Here is a 17,114-nt window from a genome sequence, read left to right as displayed (position 1 = left end):
CTCGTCGGGCGGGTTCTGCTTCGACGTGGAGTCCCCCTGGGCCCGGCGCCGCGGCTTCCCCACCGCCGGCGGGGGCCATCCCTGGTGGCTCTACCCCTGCGTCGAAGGGCGCTGCGACAACGTGACAGGGCGCTGCCGGTAGCCCCGCGCGGGGCGTCGCGTGTGCAACAGTGTGGGGCTCCGGTGGGGTTCAGGGGGATGCAGCCCGGTCGATAGGCCATCGCATCCCGCCCTGCCGCTGATTAAGCCTGGGGACTCGAATCCCCGCGTGGGACCCTCCAGGACTTCATGCCCAGCACGACCCGTCACGACGCCGCGCCATCCCCATCCCTGAGCGCGGTGGGGCGTGCGCTCCCGCCGCACTACGCCAGCCAGGAAGAGCTCATCGCGGCGCTTCGCGGCCTGTGGGCCACGAAGCACTTCAACCTGGAGCGGCTGGAGGACCTGCACCGCAACGTGCAGGTGGGCGGCCGGCACCTGGCACTGCCCCTGGAGGCGTACCCGGCGCTCGCCACGTTCCAGCAGCGCAACGACGCGTGGATCCGCGTGGCCACGGAGCTGTCGGAGCAGGTGGCGAGGGAGGCGCTGTCGCGCGCGGGGCTCGGCCCGAAGGACGTGGACCACGTCTTCTTCGTCACGGTGACGGGCATCGCCACGCCCAGCGTGGACGCGCGGCTGGTCAACCGGATGGGCTTGCGTGACGACGTGAAGCGCACGCCCATCTTCGGCCTGGGCTGCGTGGCGGGCGCGGCGGGCCTGGCGCGCGCGTCGGACTACCTGCGCGCGTTCCCGAGGCAGACGGCGCTGCTCATCGCCACGGAGCTGTGCTCGCTCACCCTCCAGCGCGAGGACCTGTCCATTCCCAACATCATCGCCTCCGGCCTCTTCGGGGACGGCGCGGCGTGCGTGGTGCTGCGGGGCGCGGAGGCCCCGGGCTCCGGAGCCGCGCGGGGCCCGCGCGTCGTGGGCTCGCGGTCGGTGTTCTATCCGGACACCGAACGGGTGATGGGCTGGGACGTGGTGGACACGGGCTTCAAGGTCGTGCTGTCCGCCAAGGTGCCGCAGCTGGTGAAGGAGCACATCCGCGGCAACGTGGACGGCTTCCTCAAGGAGCACGGGCTGACCCGCGAGGACGTGCGGCACTGGGTGGCGCACACCGGCGGCCCCAAGGTGCTGGAGGGCTTCGAGTCCGCGCTGGAATTGGAGGCGGGCGCGCTGGAGCGCTCGTGGAGGTCGCTCAAGCAGGTGGGCAACCTGTCCAGCGCGTCCGTGCTCTTCGTGCTGGGCGAGACGCTGGAGGAGGCGGACGCGCAACCGGGCGACTGGGGCGTGGTGATGGCCATGGGTCCGGGCTTCTGCGCGGAGATGGTGCTGGTGCGATGGTGACCGGCACGCAGACGCTGTTCGCGGGCTTCATGGCGCTGCTCGTCGCGGAGCGGCTGCTGGAGCTGGTGCTCTCCAAGCGCAACGCGGCGCGGGCCTTCGCGCGGGGCGGGGTGGAGACCGGGCAGGGGCACTACCGGTTCATGGTCGTGTTCCACACGCTGTTCCTCGTCGCGTGCGTCGCGGAGGTGTTCGGCCTCCAGCGGCCCTTCTGGGGCGCGTGGAGCGTGGCGGCGCTGGCGGGCGCGGTGGTGGCGCAGGGCTTGAGGTACTGGGCCATCGGGACGCTGGGAGACCGGTGGAACTCGCGCATCATCGTGGTGCCGGGGCTGGCGCCGGTGACGGGCGGGCCGTACCGGTTCCTGCGGCATCCGAACTACGTGGCGGTGGTGCTGGAGCTGTTGTGCGTGCCGCTCATCCACGGGGCGTGGGTGACGGCGGTGGTCTTCACGGTGGGCAACGCGGCGCTGCTCTGCGTGCGCATCCGCGCGGAGGAGGCGGCGCTCGGGGCGATGTACTCCGAGGCCTTCGCCCACCGCCCCCGCTTCATTCCGGAGGTTCGCCGTGGCTGACGTCGAGAGGGAGGCGATGGCGGAGATCCGCCGCATCGTCCGGGAGGAGTTGGAGTTCGAGGGCGAGGTGGTGCCCACGCATGACCTCCTGCGCGACCTGCACCTGGACAGCCTGGGGCTGACGGTGCTGGCGGTGGGACTGGAGAACCGCTTCCGGGTGCTCTTGTCGGAGGAGGACGCGCAGGGCGTGCGCACGGTGGAGGACCTGGCGCGGCTGGTGGCGGCGCGGGTCGGGGCCGCGAAGCCGGACGTGGGGGCGCACCCGTGAAGGGGCCGCCGCTGCCGGCGCTGAAGCACGCCACGGTGAACGCGATGTTGAAGGCGACGTCGCACACGTCGCTGGGGCTGGTGTTCGTGGACGCCTCCGAGCACGAGACGTCCCTGCCGTGGTCCCAGGTCTACCGCCGGGCGAAGCGCGCGGCGGGAGGGCTGGCGCGGCTGGGCGTGCGTCCGGGGGACCGGGTGGCGCTGCTGTTACCCACGTCGCCCGCGTTCATGGACGCGTACTTCGGCGCGCTCCTGGCGGGCGCGGTGCCGGTGCCGCTGTATCCGCCGGTGCGGCTGGGGCGGTTGGACGAATACCACCGCTCGACGGGGCGGATGCTCCAGCTGACGGGCGCGGCGGTGGTGCTGACGGACACGCGCGTGCGGCTGCTGCTGGGCCCGAGCATGGCGTTGGCGCGGCCCAGGTTGGGCTGCCACACCGTGGACGCGGTGATGCACGGCGACGAGGACCTGGAGGTGGAGGTGGGGCCCGACGCGCTGGGGCTCATCCAGTTCTCCTCGGGCTCCACGGTGGAGCCGAAGCCGGTGGCGCTGACGCACGGGGCGCTGGTGGCGCAGGTGGCGGCGCTGGAGGCGGCGATGCCGGTGACCCCAGGCGTGACGCCGGTGGGTGTGAGCTGGCTGCCGCTGTACCACGACATGGGGCTCATCGGCTGTGTGCTCGCGGCGCTGTACTACCCGGGCAGCCTGGTGCTGATTGCGCCGGAGACGTTCCTGGTGAAGCCCGCGCTGTGGCTGCGCGCGCTGTCGCGGCACCGGGGCTTCGTGTCTCCCGCGCCGAACTTCGCGTATGGGTTGTGCCTGAAGCGGGTGAAGGACGCGGACCTCCAGGGCGTGGACTTGTCCGGGTGGCTGCACGCGCTCAACGGCGCGGAGCCGGTGTCCGCGGAGACGCTGCGCCGCTTCGCGGAGCGCTTCGAGAAGTGGGGCTTCTCCGCGAGGGCGCTGCGGCCGGTGTACGGCCTGTCGGAGGCGTCGCTGGCGGTGACGTTCCCTCCTGGCGGCCGTGGCCCGCGCGAGCTGGGCGTGGATCCGGATGCGCTGGCGCGTGAGGGGCAGGCGCGCGACGGGAAGCGGACGCTGGTGAGCGTGGGCGCGCCGGTGGCGGGCTTCGAGGTGCAGGTGCGCGGCGAGGACGGCGCGGAGCTGCCGGAGCGCCAGGTGGGCCGCGTGTTCGCGAGGGGGCCGTCGGTGATGCGCGGCTACTTCGAGGACGCGGAGGCCACGGCGCGGGCGCTGGTGGGGGAGGGGTGGCTGGACACGGGCGACCTGGGCTTCAGCGCGGACGGAGAGCTGTACCTGACGGGCCGCGCGAAGGACCTGGTCATCATCCGTGGGGCGAACCACGCGCCGCAGTCCTTCGAGGATCCGCTGCTCAAGGTGGACGGCGTGCGCACGGGCTGCGCGGTGGCGCTGGGCTTCACGCCCGAAGGCAGCGAGGACGAAGCGCTGCTCATCCTGGCCGAGCGCGCGGAGCGAGGCGCGGACGTGGCCTCGGTGGAGGCGGACATCCGCGCGGCGGTGGTGGATGCCACGGGCGTGCAGCCGCACACGGTGAAGCTGTTGGAGCCGGGGACGCTGCCGCGCACGTCCAGCGGCAAGCTGCGACGGAGCGAGGCGTTGAAGCGCTATCTGGCTGGAGAGCTGACCGCGCCGAAGAAGGTGGGCGCGGTGGGGCTCGCGGTGGAGATGGCGAAGAGCGCGCTGGCGATGGTGCGCTCGGAGCATGACTCGTGATGTGGCAGGACTCGTGAAGCCACACGACGTGGTCGTGGTGGGAGGAGGCCCGGCGGGGCTCGCGGTGGCCATCACGGCGGCGCGGCGCGGGCTGGACACGGTGGTGGTGGAGCGCGCGTCCACACCCGTGGACAAGGCGTGCGGTGAAGGTCTGATGCCCTCGGGCCTCGCGGCGCTGGAGCGGCTGGGCGCGCTCACGCACCTGGACCGGAGCGACAGCTCGCCCTTCGTGGGCATCCGCTATGTGCAGGAGGACGGCAGCACGGCGGAAGGGAAGCTGCCCGCGCCCGGTGGGCTCGGCGTCCGCAGGCTCGCCCTGTCCCATGCGCTGGCGACCCGAGCGCGCGAGGTGGGCGTGGACCTGCGCGAGCACACGCATGTCGTCTCGCACGTGCGCACGCCGGATGGGGTGACGCTGGAGACGCCCGTGGGCCGCGTGTCCGCGCGCTTCCTGGTCGCGGCGGACGGCTTGAACTCCCCGCTGCGCCGGGCCGAAGGTCTGGAGGTGGAGCGGGACGCGCCCGGGCGATACGGGCTGCGCCGGCACTTCCGGCGAGTGCCCTGGACGCCCTACGTCGAGGTGCACTTCGCCTCCGGCGTCGAGGCCTACGTGACGCCGGCGGGAGCACAGCGCGTGGGCATCGCGTTCCTCTGGGAGGACGGCACCGTGTCGGGCCGCGTGAGCTTCGACGCGATGTTGGAACGCTTCCCTCGGCTGGCGGAGAAGCTCAATGGCGCGGAGCCGGACTCGCATCCGCGAGGCGCCGGTCCCCTGGCACGCGTGGCCCGCACACGCATCGCGGATCGCTTCGCCCTGGTGGGCGACGCCGCGGGCTACGTGGACGCGCTGACAGGTGAAGGGCTCACGCTCGCCTTCGCCTGCGCGGAGTCCCTGGGCGCGCTGCTCCCCGATGCCCTGACGAAGGGCGCGGGCCACGACACGCTGCTGCCCTACGAGCGCACCTTCCAGCAGGTGTTCCGCAAGTACGCGTGGACCACGCAAGGCCTGCTGATGCTCGCGCGCCGCCCGCGACTGCGCAGGCCCGTGGTGCGCCTCCTGGGCCGCGCCCCCTGGCTCTTCGAGCGCATCCTCGCCGCCGTGGTGACGTGAGCCCCCTCCGCGTGACCACGTCCGCGCGGCGGCCATCGTCCACGGAGTCGCGCATGCACGGGGTCGTCCAGCTGGACCCCCGGCGCCTTCCTCGATGATCAGTTCGACTTCCGCGTCTGGCGGAAGCACCTGGGCGCGCACCTGCTGAACGCCGACGCCACGGTGCACCGCTTCGCGGACGTGCCGCAGCAGCCGGGGGTGGCCTCGTCCCAGGTGGAGCCGGAGGTCCAGCCCCTCGTGCAGCGCATGGCGGAGACGTGGGGCCTGGACCGCGCGTGCGCACTGGACGTCTTCATGCACGAGGACGGGCTGTACGACGGGGAGATCAACAACCTGGACTCGGCCGGCTTCTACGCCTGCGACGTCGGCAGGATGGTGGCCGCCCTGGATGCCATGCGGTTCTGCACCCACGGCCCTTGTTCCATCGCCGTGTGCCGGGGACACTCGGCCCATGGCATCTGGCCCCGTGGCTTCGCGTCCCTGGTTCGCATTCTCCCTCGACCTGGCTCCGGCCGCGGCGAGCCGGCACCTGCATGGCCTGCCCCCCGTGCCCGATTTCCCCGAGGGTGAGCTCGCCGAGGCCCTGGACGTGGACGTCGTCTATGACGTCCACGTGCCCAACTGGGGCGGCCGGGTCGCACGCCTGGTGGAGGCTCCCGGACACCGGCTGTCCGGGCGCCTGCGCTCCATCGCCACCGAGTCCTGGCCCGTCCTCGCCCGCCTGGAGACCGCGCTCGCCTTCGCCGCCGAGGAGCGCCCGGTGAAGGTGCGCACCGCCAATGGCACCGTGGTGGACGCCCACGCCTTCACCCCCGCCGCGCGCAACACCTCCACGCAGGGACCCGTCAGCGAGGCCTTCCTGATCACCCTCGCCGTCGCCGCCGAGCGCGCCCGCCTGCCTGCCGCCGTCGTCGAAAAACTCCAGGCCGAAGCCCGCATCGTCCACGCCGTCCAGCACGCCCGGCCCGACGGACACCGCCCTCCGCCCCCCTCGAAATCCGGCATTAAGTGACAGCCGGGTCCCACCGGACCGAAAAACGCCCTGACCGTTGAGAAAAATGGGCGGCGCGACGCAACCGGGCACGGCGTCACTTCGACGATGAAGGGGAGGGGCCTCTCCCCGATCATCACACCCCGCCGGCCCCGAGGACGTTCACCGCATGTCGCCGAGAATCCCGACGCGAGTCTCCACCCCGCGCCCCACGCTCGCGAATGCCGCTGTCCCCACCGCCGCGCCCGCGAACACCGCGGTGCCCGCCGGAGCGGATGCTCCCGTCAGCGCGCCCGCCACGAACGTCGTGGCGCCCACGGGGGGAAGCTGGAAGCGCTCCGCCACCAAGGAAGTGGCCATCTCCGACCTCCAGCAGAAGTTCGGCTGGACGGATGAAAGCTGGCAGGGGCGCCTGCTGCACGCGGCGGACGAGGGCGCTGACGGAAGCCGGGCCGCGAACGGCCAGGTGTCCGCGGCGGAGCTGGAGGCGTACCTCTCCGCGCCCACGGACGCGCAGTTCCTCACCTCCACGGCCATCCAGCAGCAGCGCGCGGCGCTCGATGCGAAGCTTCAGGGCGGCGCGCAGTCCGTCAAGGTGGACAGCTTCGACAGCCCCTGGCAGCAGTCCGTGGCGAAGCGCGCGGACCTCCTGGGCGGCAACGGCGACGGAGAGCTCTCCGCGGACGAGCTGACGGCCTACATCAACGCGTCCAAGGCGAACCAGGCCCAGGGCACGGGCACGGCCGCCAACACGCAGTGGGTGCCGGACCAGCAGATGGCCGCCTTCCAGAGCCGCGTGGCGGAGGTGGCTGGCGAGCTGGATCCGCTCCAGGGCGTGGGGGGAAGCGGCGCGACGCCCGGGCTGAACCTGGTGAAGGAGTACTCGCGCACGCTGATGGACACGGACAAGAACGTGCCCACGTTCGTGAGCTACATGCTGTCCGCCGCGGACGTGAAGGAGACCCCCGCGGACGTCAGCCGGCTCAACAGCACCTTCGTGCGGGATCCGGAGCTGAAGGGCGGCGTGGTGGACGCCGACTACAACGGCACCGGCTTCGACCGGGGACACATGAAGCCGGCCGAGGACTCGCCCACGCAGGCGGCGATGAACGAGAGCCACTACATGAGCAACATCGCGCCCCAGCACGGCAACCACAACCAGCAGGTGTGGCGCACGCTGGAGCGCGGCGTGTCGGAGATGGTGAAGGAGACCGGCGGCAAGGCCTACATCGTCACGGGCAACCTGTTCCTCGACGACAAGGGCAAGCCGCTGCCGCCCGAGTCCCTCCAGACGACGGGCTCGAAGGACGGCCGGCGCATCGCGGTCCCCACGCACAACTTCAAGACGGTGCTGCTGGAGCTGCCCAACGGCAACCTGTCCATGTTCGCGTACATGGTGCCGAACATGAAGGACGGCCCGTCCAAGAAGGAGGACATCCTCCCGCTGCTCCAGCAGTCGCGCGTCCCGGTGGATCAGATTGAAGGGCTGCTGGGCCAGGACCTCTACGCGCAGCTGCCCAAGCGCGTGCAGGACAGGCTGGAGAAGGACACGTCCGCCGCGGGCGTCTTCCAGAAGCAGAGCCTCTACGAGTCCGCGACCCTGCTGCGCTCCCCGCCGTCCGCCTGAGGCCCGGTCCGCCAGGCCGCCCCGGACGGGCTCAGCGCCGCACGCGGTACCGGAGCCACACGATGCCGGAGTCCCGGCGCTCCACGTGGGTGAGCTCCAGCGCGGCGCCCAGCCCGGTGGAGCCCTGGGGCCGATCGAAGAGGGTCGGCGTGCCGGGCAGGCCGTCCGCGGCGGGGTACACGAGGAGGCTCACCTCGTCGATGAGGCCCGCCGCGAGGAACGAGCCGTTGATGCCGCCTCCGCCCTCCAGCAGCACGGTCTTGATGCCGAAGCGGTCCCCGAGCTTCTCCAGCACGCGGGCGAAGTCGATGTCCTGCTTGCCGCCGAAGACATAAGACACGCCGCGCTCGCGCAGGTGGGCGAGGTGCGCGTCGGGGACGGACTCGGTGAGCACGACGACGAGGTGATCATCGTCGATGGCGCCGGAGTCCCAGCTCAGCTTGCCGTGGGCATCCAGCGCGATGGCGTGGGACTCCGCGTCCTTGCGCGCGACGAAGTCCGTGCGGGGCAGGGGAGAGGCAGGAGCAGGCTTGGCCACGTCCCCTTCCGCGGCGAAGTCCTCCATGGTGATGCGGCCGCACATCCAGGCGTCCGCGTCGAAGGTGGCGGCGGTGCGCTCGTATTCGCCGCGCATCGACGCCGGGTCGGGCCAATGCTTGACGACGATGCGCCCGTCGATGGACGAGACCATGTGGCAGATGACATGGGGCTTCATCGGGAGGCTCCGGAGCGCGGCCCGCCTTCAGGTGGCGGGCGGCGGAGCGCGGATGCTTCCCGAGGCGCCACGGCCTGTCGAACCGATTCCGCGCCGGTCCGTTCACAATCCCGCGAGACGCTACTGCGTCGCGCCAGGAGCGTCGGTCGCCTCCTTCGCCGGAGCGGGCGCATCCGTCTGTTCGGTCTCGGGCGCGGCCAGCGTGCTGTCGGACTTGCCCACGCGGATGCTCACGGGCCCGACAGGCTCAGCGGGCTGTGTCCCGAGCCGGCTCCTCGGGGTCACGCCGATGCCCACGTAGGAGCAGCCGAAGAGGGCGAGCAGCGGAACGGCGGCGAGCAGACGGCGCATGGAACGAACCCCCGGGACAGGGTGGACTGCGCGCGCATTCAACCGGAGGTGCCGGTGAGCGGTCCAGTGACGGAGGTGGGAGTCCTCAGACGGTGTCCGTCACGCGGGTGAACTCCATCACCCAGTTGGTCTCCCACGTCTCTCCGTCGAGCGAGAAGGCCTGCTCCCACCGCGCCCGGTCATGGCCCAGGCGGGTCCATTGGAACGCGACCTGGACCGGGCGGCCGCCCTCGGTGTCCTCGCCGTAGAAGCGGCCGTGGTCGCCGGTGAAGCCTCCGCGCACGGGCGGCTGGAGCACCGCGTGGCGGCTGTCGACCCAGTAGATGGACCAGCGGCGCTCCTTCGCGTCGAACAGGCGCAGCGCCATGCCGGAGAAGCCCCGCTCGAAGACGGTCTCCTCGACGTTGGACAGGCCGCCCAGGTGGGGCTGGCAGCGCATCCTGGACGTGAACACGTCCCAGTCGTCGCTGCCCGCGAGCCGCTGCCGGAGTTTCCGGTTCACGCACGTCCACTCACCCATGAGGAAGTCGAAGTCGTGCACGTCGCCCGTGGGCAGTGGGGGAAGGGGCTTCATGGATGGGGTCCTCTTGGAGAAGGGGTCAGCGCAGCTCGGAGCGCGCGGTGGGGGACAACGTCAGGTGTTCGAGCGGCGCGCTCAGCCACGCCTGCAACGGCTCCGCCCAGGCCGGTGCAGCGGCTCGGCGTCGGAGGTGCCCCCGGTGATGTTCCGCATCCGGGAACACGGTGAGCCACGCGAAGACGTGTTCGCCCGTGCGCACGGGCAGGGCCGGGAAGGTGTTCTCCGCGGGCTCGGTCTGGAAGAGGGCTTTCGGCGGAGCGCCCAGCTCCGTGAGCACCGGGCGCACGTGGTGTTCGAATCGGGCCGCGAGGGCTTCATCGGCCGGGGCCTTCAGATGGCAGAGCGTCAGCTCTACCCGTGCCGGAGGACGGGCGTCCGTTCCGGGGGCCGGCCGGGGCGCGCTGGGATGGGCAATGCCTGTGATTGGCCGCAAGAGCAGGACGTTGTCGGAGTCCAGCATGGTCGCGTTCGCCGCGTTCCGGTGCTCCTTCCACACGGGCCCGCCGTAGAACGTGCTCAGGGCTTCTCGCCGCGAGTCCATGTCACGGAAGCCTCGCATCCACACGAACCGGTCCGGACGGTCCTCGTCGCGGAACTGACCGATGAGGTGCATCCCGGTGGCCTCCTGCGACTCGATGAAGGCCCGTTCGAAGAGCGAGATGAGGACGTCCCGCTGACCGGGACGCAGCGTGTACTGGCGCAGCTCGAGGACCGAGCAGCAGGGGGACAGGGACGGCATGGGGGCTTCCGGGGTGCGGGTGCGGAGCCATCCTTGCCAGGGAACTGGTAGGGTCATGAAGACCACTTCCCGCTGAATCGGCCATACCAGTTGAAGACCTCCAACGGCGTCGCATCCTCGCTCCTCTTGCGGCTCGATTCGCGGAGCTCCACGCCGCTCCATGAGCAGCTCTTCGAGGGCCTCCGTGCACGCATCCTCTCGGGAGCGCTGGCGCCCGGGCTGCGGATCCCCTCGTCCCGCCAGCTCGCCACCGAGCTGGACGTGGCCCGGAGCACCGTCCTCCAGGCGCTGGATGCGCTCATCGCGGAGGGCTACCTCGTGGCCCGTGCGGGCTCCTGCACGCGCGTCGCGCCCGAGCTGCCCCTCCTCGCCGCAGACGTCCCGCGTTCCGGGACCCGGAGTCCCAGCACCCGGCTCCGTGCCTCTCGGGGGCCGCGGCTCGCTGACGCCGCACGGGCGCTGAAGTCCACGTCCAGCGGTGCTCCACGCCTGGGCGCCGCGCCTCGCGCCTTCCGGCCCGGTGTGCCCGCGCTGGACCTGTTCCCCACCGCGCGCTGGGCCCGCACGGTGTCTCGCGTTCATGCTCGCGCGAGCATGGGGCTGTTCGACGGCGGTGACCCTTCGGGCCATGCGCCGCTGCGCGAAGCCATCGCCAGCCATGTGTCCGCGTCGCGGGGCGTGCGCTGCGTTCCCGAGCAGGTCTTCATCACGGCGGGCACCCAGCAGGCCTTCGATGAAGTCCTCCGGCTCGCGCTGAACCCGGGTGACTCCGTCTGGATCGAGGACCCCGGCTATCCCGGCTCGCACCGCGCCGTGCTCGCCGCTGGAGGCCGTCCGGTGCCCATCCCCGTGGATGGAGAGGGGCTCGACGTGAGCGCGGGGCTTGCGCGTGCGCCGCGTGCCCGGGTCGCGCTGGTGGCGCCATCCCACCAGTATCCACTGGGCGTCACGCTGAGCCTGTCGCGGCGGATGGCGCTGCTCCAGTGGGCCGAACGCACCCGCGCGTGGATCCTCGAGGACGACTACGACAGCGAGTTCCGCCATCGCGGCCGTCCGCTCACCGCGCTCCAGGGACTGGATGAAGCCGGCTGCGTCGTCTACGTGGGCACGTTCAGCAAGTCGATGTTCCCCGGCCTGCGCCTGGGCTTCCTCGTCGCGCCGCCCTCCCTGGTGGATGTCTTCTGCGCCGCCCGCGCCGCCGCGCCCTCGCCCGCCTCCACGTTGGAGCAGGCCGCGCTCGCCGCATTCCTCGCGGACGGGCACTTCGCCCGGCACCTGCGCCGGATGCGCGCGGCATACCGCGAGCGCGGGGAGGCGCTGCTCGACGCCCTGCGTGCGGACTGCTCGGGCGTGCTCGTGCCCCGCCCCTGTGACACCGGCATGCAGCTCCGCGCGTCCCTGGCCGCGCCGCTGTCCGACCTGCGCGTCCGAGATGAAGCCGCCCGGCGGGGCGTGGAGGTCGCCGCCCTGTCTGACTACTTCCTGGGCCGCCGCCGCGAGTCCGGTCTCGTCTTCGGCTTTGGCGGCGTGCGCCCCGACGCGCTTCGCGAAGGAACGCGCATCCTGGCCCGAGCGCTCGAAGCCGCGCGCCGGCGCTGACCCCACGGGGCTGCGTGCTCACCCGGACCCATGAGCAGGGGTGGAGCACCTTCCTGGGGAGCTTCGACACCCACCTGTCACTGGCCCCGGCCGCCGTCCCGTGGCGCGGACGTCCCTTCCCGGGCGCGGGCCGTCTACGATGGCGCCATGACCTGGCGCCCCTTCCTCCTGTCCCTGGTGCTGCTGTCCGCATGCGGGCCGCGGCGCAGCGACCCCGCGCGAGTGGCCGAGGACCGCATGCGCCCCGCGCCCGTGGGGGCCTTCGCCTCGGGCACGCCTCCGGTCACCACGCAGGACTGCACGGTGCGCACGGCGAAGACCTGCTTCGACGAGGCGCTCACCCTGCTCGCCGTGAACGCGCAGGGCCCGGAGCGGCTGCGCGCGCTGTCGCTGATGGGCAAGGCGTGTGACGGACAGGTGAAGGACGCCTGTTCCTGGCTGGCCCAGCACGTGAAGGAGCCCCGGCGCGTGCGCGGCGGCCCTCCGGACGACCCGGTGTTCCAGGAGGCCTTCGAGCGCTGGCGCGAGGGCCGCAAGCACCACGTGCGCGTGACGTGCCGGCTGGTGCAGGGCGGCGTGCCCCAGCAATGCGAGGTGCGGGATACGACGCTGCCTCCGGACCTGCTGGCGCAGGCGCTCGCCAGCATCCAGGCCTCGCGCTACGTGCTGCCCACCCTCGACGGAGAGCCGTTCGAATGCGACTGGACCATCGTCATCAAGTGACGCGGCTGTGGCCCGGGCTGGCCCTGTCGTTGCTCACCGGCTGCTTCGCCGGCACCGTGCACCGGGGCCCGGTGACGGACCACTTCGACGGCGAGTCGTTCCAGAACATTGGAGACGCGCCCAGGCTGTCCCCGCTCACGCTGGTGCGGGCCGCGATGGAGGAGAAGCGCGGGCCCTGGAGCGACTTCACGGACGTGCCCCATGGCCCGAAGCCGCCGGAGCGCGTGGGCCCGGGTGGGCTGCGCGTGACGTTCATCAACCACGCCACGGTGCTGCTCCAGGCGGACGGGGTGAACGTGCTCACGGACCCCATCTATTCAGACCGGGCGAGCCCCGTGTCCTTCGTGGGGCCCAAGCGCGTCCGGCCCCCGGGCATCCGCTTCGAGGACCTGCCGCCCATCGACGTCGTGGTGGTGAGCCACAACCACTACGACCACATGGACCTGCCCACGCTGCGGAGGCTGGAGGAAGCGCACCATCCGCTCTTCCTCGTGGGCCTGGGCAACCGAGAGCTGCTCATGAACGAGGGCTTCCAGCGCGTGGAGGAGCTGGACTGGTGGCAGGCCGCGCGCAGCGGTCCCCCGGGGTTGAAGATATGGGCGGTGCCCGCGCAGCACCGCTCGAACCGGGGGCTGACGGACCAGGAGGAGACGCTGTGGGCGGGCTACGTGCTGGAGACGTCCGGCGGTCCGGTGCTCTTCGCCGGTGACACGGGGCTGGGGCCGCACTTCGACCGCATCGCCGAGCGCTTCGGGCCCATGCGCCTGTCGGTGCTGCCCATTGGCGCGTTCCGCCCGCGCGTCCTGCACCCGGTGCACATGGGGCCGGAGGACGCGCTGAAGGCGCACCACGTGCTGCGCTCCAGCACGTCGGTGGCGATGCACTACGGCACCTTCCCCATGGCGTGGGACGGCCAGGACGAAGCGAAGTACCTGCTCTTGCGGCTCCTTCTAAGTGAAGAGGTGCGGCCGCGCTTCTGGGCGCTCGGCTTCGGCGAGGGGCGGGACGTGCCGCCGCTGCCGTTGCACCTGGAGCAAGAGCGGGAGGCCTATGGGCCGAAGCCACGTGACCTTCAGGTCCAGCAAGCCACGGACGGCCCCGTCAGTCCGGCTGCGCGATGATCAACGTCTGCAGTGGCAGATGCCGGATGGGCCGCGTGCTCTGCACCTTGAAGCCCGCGTCATCCAGGAAGCCCTCGACCTCCGCGGGCGTGTACGACGCCGCGCCGGACGTGAGGAAGTAGTGCAGCCCGATGAGCGGCGCGGACGTCCCCTGCGTATCCCGCTCCTCGCGCAGGTACTCCAGCACCGCCAACGTGCCCCGCGACACCATGGCGCCGCGCACGCGCCTCAAGAGCGCCACGCACTGCGCGGGCGTCAGGTGGTGCAGCACCTGGAACAGCAGCACGCCGTCATACGGCCCGCCCAGCTCCGCGGTCAGCACGTCCCCTTCCTTGTGCGTCACCCGGTGCGACAGCCCCGCCTGGGCGATGATCTCCCGTCCCACGCGCACGCTGCCCTCCAGGTCCACCACCGTGGCCTTCAGCCCCCGGTGCATCCGGCACAGCTCCGCCGCGTACCAGCCATGCGCGCCGCCCAGGTCCAGCAGGTGCCTCGCTCCCCGGGGCAGGGGAATGTTCGCCGCCACCTCCGGCGAGGCCAGCCGCGCCAGCTGGTACATGGCCTGGATGTAGTCGCGCCAGCGCGGGTCGTCCGGGGCGAACTGGTGGATGTCCACCGACTGCCCGCTCCTCACCGCGTTCTCCAGCTGCCCCCACCAGTCCCACTGGGCGTAGTTGAACTCCAGGAACGCCGTGATGGCCTGCGGTGAGCGCGGGTCCAGCCACCGCCGCGCCCGGGGCGCCAGCCGGAAGCGGCCCCGGTGCAGCTCCACCACCTCGCAGGCGATGAGCGCTTCCAGGAGCGCCCGCATCCCTTCCGTGCTCGTCTTGAGCCGCGCCGCCAGCGCCTCCGCCGTCGCCGCGCCGTCCGCGAGCGCCGCGTAGACGCCCAGCCGCGCCCCGGCCATCAGCGTGCGCGACGCCATCATCCCGAAGAAGGCGTGCGCCAGCGGCTGCGGCGCCAGGTTCAGGAAGTCCGCCACCCGCTCCAGGAGGTTGTCCGCCTTCAGGCCCAGCCGCATCGCGCGTCGCTCCGTGGAGAGGGGGGAGGAGGGCCTGCCGGCTACCGGCGGCGCCGCGAGCCTGCCACGGCGGCCACGCCCAGCACCATCAGCGCCGCCGAGGGCCCCAGCATGCAGCCCTGCGTCTCCGCCTCGCGCACGCCGGTGTACTTGCACTTGCCCGAGGTGCAGCTGAAGCGCGTCGCGCAGTCGTTGCTGGTCCGGCAGTTGGTGGGCACGCGCCCGGTGTTGTCATCCCCTTCCGGGGAGTTGGGGTCGTCCGGCCGGCCCGCGTCCTGCTGCGGGCCCTCTTGGGCATGGACTGCCAGGGGGGAGAACAGGAGGAATCCGGCCAGGAGCCCTGCCGGGCAGATGCGGGCGAAGAGGGAGGACATGAGGCGGGCGCCACCCTAACGCCCCAGCGAGGCGCTTGCACCCATCCTCTGAAGCGGGCGGCCGTCCGGCGTTCCCTGGAAACGCTGGCCGCCCCGGCGTCCGAATCTGCTACGGTCCCCCCGCGATGGCGCCTCGAATCCTCGTCGTGGACGACAACCAGGAGCTCCTCTCCCTCCTCACGCAGCTGTTCGAGGACGCAGGGTATGAGGTCGTTGGCGCCAGCCGTGGAAAGCAGGCCATCGAGTCCGCCCGCGCCCAGCCTCCCGGCTGTGCCGTTTTGGACATCCTCCTGCCGGACATGATGGGCTACCACCTGGCGGACACGCTGCGGAAGGACAACCCCCAGCTGCCGCTGCTCTTCATCACCGGCGTCTTCAAGGGCGGCAAGCACGCCACCGAGGCGCGCCAGAAGTACCAGGCCGCCGGCTACTTCGAGAAACCCTTCGAGGCCCAGAAGCTGCTGGAAGCGGTGGCCAAGGTGCTGCCCGCGGAGAAGAAGGTCCCCGCCGCCTCCATGCAGGACGCCTTCGAGGTGGAGCTGGACATCGACGTGGAGGAGGAGGGCCCGCAGGACGCCATGGAGCTGACCGGCCGCATCAAGGTCACCGGCGGCGGCAACCTCACGGCCGAAATCCGCGGCGCCAACCTCACCGCCACGCCCATGCAGAAGGTGTCCACCACCCAGGTGCGGCCCCCCACGCCGGGCCGTCCGCCGGATCCGCTGCCCGTGGGCGCGGGCGCTCCGGGCAGCCGCCGGGGCGAACTGAAGGACAACCTGCCCTCGCTGCTCACCGCCTTCTACCTGTCGCGCGAGACGGGCGAGCTGGGCGTGCAGCGCGGCAAGGTGAAGAAGGTCGTCTACTTCGAGAACGGCACCCCGGTGTTCGCGCTCTCCAACCTGCTGGCGGACCGCTTCGGGCAGTTCCTGGTGCGCGTGGGGAAGATCAAACCCGAGCAGCTCCAGGACGCCTCCGCCGTCGCCGCGCAGAGCCACCGGCGCACCGGCGACGTGCTGGTGGAGCGCGCCCTGCTCAAGGACACCGAGCGGCTGTACTACGTGGGCCAGCAGGTGAAGGCCATCATCTACTCGCTCTTCTCCTGGGAGGAGGGCACGTACGTGATGAGCTTCAAGGAGAAGGCCTCCTCGGAGTCCATCAAGCTGGACGTGCACCCGGCGAACCTCATCGTCCGGGGCATCAAGAAGCTCTACAAGCCGGAGCGCCTGCGCCGCCTGCTCCAGCCCGAGGACCGGCTCATCCCCGCCGTCGCCCCCGCCTACGGCCTCAACGAGGTGGAGCTGGAGCGCTGGGAGGCGGAGCTGCTGCCCAAGATTGACGGCAACCGCGTGGTGGCGGAGCTGCTCGCGTTCGCCAACCGGCCGGAGCACGTCGTCTACGGCTTCCTGGTGTCCATGATGGCGCTGGGCATCCTGGACAAGCGCCAGTAGCGGCCCGGTGCCGGAAGAAGGGGCCCTGCTTCCAGGGCCCCGCCGTGCGACGTCACCTCAGCCGAGCCGCGAGCCGATCCAGAACAGGCCCAGCGCGCCGGAGCCCAGCGCCACGCCGCGCTGGATCCACAGGTTGAGGCGCGCGTTGGCGCGCGACAGCCCTTCCGCGAAGAGCAGGCCCACCGCGCCCATGCCGATGAGGATGCCCAGCGCGAAGCCGGGCAGGTACGTCCACGCGGACAGGCTCATGCTGCCGCCCACGAGCAGCGGGGGCAGCGCGATGAGCAGCGACCGCACGCCGCTCACGGCCATGAAGGCGCCCGCGGCGGTGCTCACGGTGTGCACGTGCTCGTGCGGCTCGCGGTCGTGGCCGGGCAGGTGCGGGTGGCCGTGGTCCAGGCTGTGCGGGAAGAGCAGGGCGGTGACGGCCAGCGCCACCAGCACCGCGCCGCCAAACACCTCCGCCCACCGCTCGAAGGTCTCCGACAGGCCCACGCCCGCGAAGAGGCACACCGCCGCGATGCCGCCCAGCATGGCCGCGTGGCCCAGGGCGAAGCGCAGCGCCGTCATGAGCGCGACGCGGCGCCGGCCGCCGCCCAGGGTGCCGAGCGTGGCCATGGCGGCGCAGTGGTCCGGCCCCAGGGCGTGGAGCAGGCCTTGGGACAGACCGAGCAGGAAGGCGAGCAGGATGGGAGCCACGACGGCGCACCCTAGCCGTGGTTTAACCCTGTGGCCAG

The 17,114-nt window shown here is 71.8% G+C and carries 18 protein-coding genes; 11 read left to right on the top strand and 7 right to left on the bottom strand.

Annotated elements, in window-relative coordinates:
- Window positions 1-288: 288 nt before the first annotated feature.
- The 7 genes from KYK13_RS34750 to KYK13_RS34720 all read left to right on the top strand — a co-directional run bounded on the left by KYK13_RS34750 (window position 289) and on the right by KYK13_RS34720 (window position 7,706).
- Window positions 289-1,386, top strand: coding sequence for a type III polyketide synthase (locus KYK13_RS34750; RefSeq protein WP_223638697.1), 1,098 nt, complete (start codon window positions 289-291; stop codon window positions 1,384-1,386).
- Complete coding sequence (locus KYK13_RS34745) at window positions 1,380-1,955, top strand: isoprenylcysteine carboxyl methyltransferase family protein (RefSeq protein ID WP_223638695.1); 576 nt, start codon at window positions 1,380-1,382, stop codon at window positions 1,953-1,955. Before KYK13_RS34750 ends, KYK13_RS34745 begins: the two co-directional genes overlap by 7 nt.
- A complete protein-coding gene (locus KYK13_RS34740; protein ID WP_223638694.1) occupies window positions 1,948-2,223 on the top strand; it encodes an acyl carrier protein in 276 nt (91 codons plus the stop codon). Before KYK13_RS34745 ends, KYK13_RS34740 begins: the two co-directional genes overlap by 8 nt.
- Before the next feature lie 44 nt (window positions 2,224-2,267).
- On the top strand, window positions 2,268-3,977 hold the full coding sequence (locus KYK13_RS34735; protein WP_223646910.1) for a fatty acyl-AMP ligase: 1,710 nt from the start codon (window positions 2,268-2,270) through the stop codon (window positions 3,975-3,977).
- A 13-nt stretch (window positions 3,978-3,990) separates the two neighbouring features.
- Window positions 3,991-5,088, top strand: a complete 1,098-nt coding sequence (locus KYK13_RS34730) for an NAD(P)/FAD-dependent oxidoreductase (protein WP_223638693.1) — start codon at window positions 3,991-3,993, stop codon at window positions 5,086-5,088.
- A gap of 451 nt (window positions 5,089-5,539) precedes the next feature.
- Window positions 5,540-6,100: a gamma-glutamylcyclotransferase gene (locus KYK13_RS34725; protein WP_223638692.1), complete on the top strand. Its 561-nt coding sequence runs from the start codon at window positions 5,540-5,542 to the stop codon at window positions 6,098-6,100.
- A gap of 148 nt (window positions 6,101-6,248) precedes the next feature.
- Complete coding sequence (locus KYK13_RS34720; RefSeq protein WP_223638691.1) at window positions 6,249-7,706, top strand: DNA/RNA non-specific endonuclease; 1,458 nt, start codon at window positions 6,249-6,251, stop codon at window positions 7,704-7,706.
- Between the two features lie 31 nt (window positions 7,707-7,737).
- Here KYK13_RS34720 and KYK13_RS34715 read toward each other — a convergent pair whose 3' ends face one another.
- The 4 genes from KYK13_RS34715 to KYK13_RS34700 all read right to left on the bottom strand — a co-directional run bounded on the left by KYK13_RS34715 (window position 7,738) and on the right by KYK13_RS34700 (window position 10,091).
- A complete protein-coding gene (locus KYK13_RS34715; RefSeq protein WP_223638690.1) occupies window positions 7,738-8,421 on the bottom strand; it encodes a RibD family protein in 684 nt (227 codons plus the stop codon).
- Window positions 8,422-8,541: 120 nt separating this feature from the next.
- The gene (locus KYK13_RS34710) at window positions 8,542-8,772 is read right to left on the bottom strand and encodes a hypothetical protein (RefSeq protein WP_223638689.1); all 231 of its coding nucleotides are present in this window, start codon (window positions 8,770-8,772) and stop codon (window positions 8,542-8,544) included.
- Between the two features lie 85 nt (window positions 8,773-8,857).
- A complete protein-coding gene (locus tag KYK13_RS34705; RefSeq protein ID WP_223638688.1) occupies window positions 8,858-9,346 on the bottom strand; it encodes a hypothetical protein in 489 nt (162 codons plus the stop codon).
- A gap of 25 nt (window positions 9,347-9,371) precedes the next feature.
- Window positions 9,372-10,091, bottom strand: a complete 720-nt coding sequence (locus KYK13_RS34700) for an NIPSNAP family protein (RefSeq protein WP_223638686.1) — start codon at window positions 10,089-10,091, stop codon at window positions 9,372-9,374.
- 90 nt (window positions 10,092-10,181) lie between these two features.
- Here KYK13_RS34700 and KYK13_RS34695 point away from each other — a divergent pair, with 90 nt between their 5' ends.
- The 3 genes from KYK13_RS34695 (at window position 10,182) to KYK13_RS34685 (ending at window position 13,534) form a co-directional block, all read left to right on the top strand.
- Window positions 10,182-11,690 (top strand): PLP-dependent aminotransferase family protein, encoded by a 1,509-nt coding sequence (locus KYK13_RS34695; RefSeq protein WP_223638684.1) that lies wholly within the window; start codon window positions 10,182-10,184, stop codon window positions 11,688-11,690.
- A 147-nt stretch (window positions 11,691-11,837) separates the two neighbouring features.
- The gene (locus KYK13_RS34690) at window positions 11,838-12,413 is read left to right on the top strand and encodes a hypothetical protein (RefSeq protein ID WP_223638682.1); all 576 of its coding nucleotides are present in this window, start codon (window positions 11,838-11,840) and stop codon (window positions 12,411-12,413) included.
- The gene (locus KYK13_RS34685; RefSeq protein ID WP_223638680.1) at window positions 12,386-13,534 is read left to right on the top strand and encodes an MBL fold metallo-hydrolase; all 1,149 of its coding nucleotides are present in this window, start codon (window positions 12,386-12,388) and stop codon (window positions 13,532-13,534) included. The genes KYK13_RS34690 and KYK13_RS34685 overlap by 28 nt, the downstream gene beginning before the upstream one ends.
- On the opposite strand, the gene KYK13_RS34680 is transcribed toward KYK13_RS34685, so the two are convergent.
- Together KYK13_RS34680 and KYK13_RS34675 are read right to left on the bottom strand one after the other, a co-directional pair.
- Window positions 13,515-14,555: a methyltransferase gene (locus tag KYK13_RS34680; RefSeq protein WP_223638678.1), complete on the bottom strand. Its 1,041-nt coding sequence runs from the start codon at window positions 14,553-14,555 to the stop codon at window positions 13,515-13,517. The two genes, KYK13_RS34685 and KYK13_RS34680, sit on opposite strands and share 20 nt — an antisense overlap.
- A gap of 41 nt (window positions 14,556-14,596) precedes the next feature.
- On the bottom strand, window positions 14,597-14,929 hold the full coding sequence (locus KYK13_RS34675) for an MXAN_6627.5 family MYXO-CTERM protein (RefSeq protein ID WP_223638676.1): 333 nt from the start codon (window positions 14,927-14,929) through the stop codon (window positions 14,597-14,599).
- Between the two features lie 125 nt (window positions 14,930-15,054).
- Between KYK13_RS34675 and KYK13_RS34670 the strand changes: the two genes are divergently transcribed.
- Window positions 15,055-16,377: a response regulator gene (locus tag KYK13_RS34670; RefSeq protein ID WP_223638674.1), complete on the top strand. Its 1,323-nt coding sequence runs from the start codon at window positions 15,055-15,057 to the stop codon at window positions 16,375-16,377.
- Window positions 16,378-16,434: 57 nt separating this feature from the next.
- Here the strand turns inward: KYK13_RS34670 and KYK13_RS34665 are convergent, their stop codons facing one another.
- The gene (locus KYK13_RS34665) at window positions 16,435-17,076 is read right to left on the bottom strand and encodes a hypothetical protein (RefSeq protein ID WP_223638673.1); all 642 of its coding nucleotides are present in this window, start codon (window positions 17,074-17,076) and stop codon (window positions 16,435-16,437) included.
- Window positions 17,077-17,114: the final 38 nt, after the last annotated feature.

The organism is Corallococcus sp. EGB (genome assembly GCF_019968905.1).
Taxonomy (GTDB): domain Bacteria; phylum Myxococcota; class Myxococcia; order Myxococcales; family Myxococcaceae; genus Corallococcus.
The sequence above is the reverse complement of the archived record's forward strand: the minus strand, read 5'-3'. Positions and strand labels throughout refer to the sequence as shown.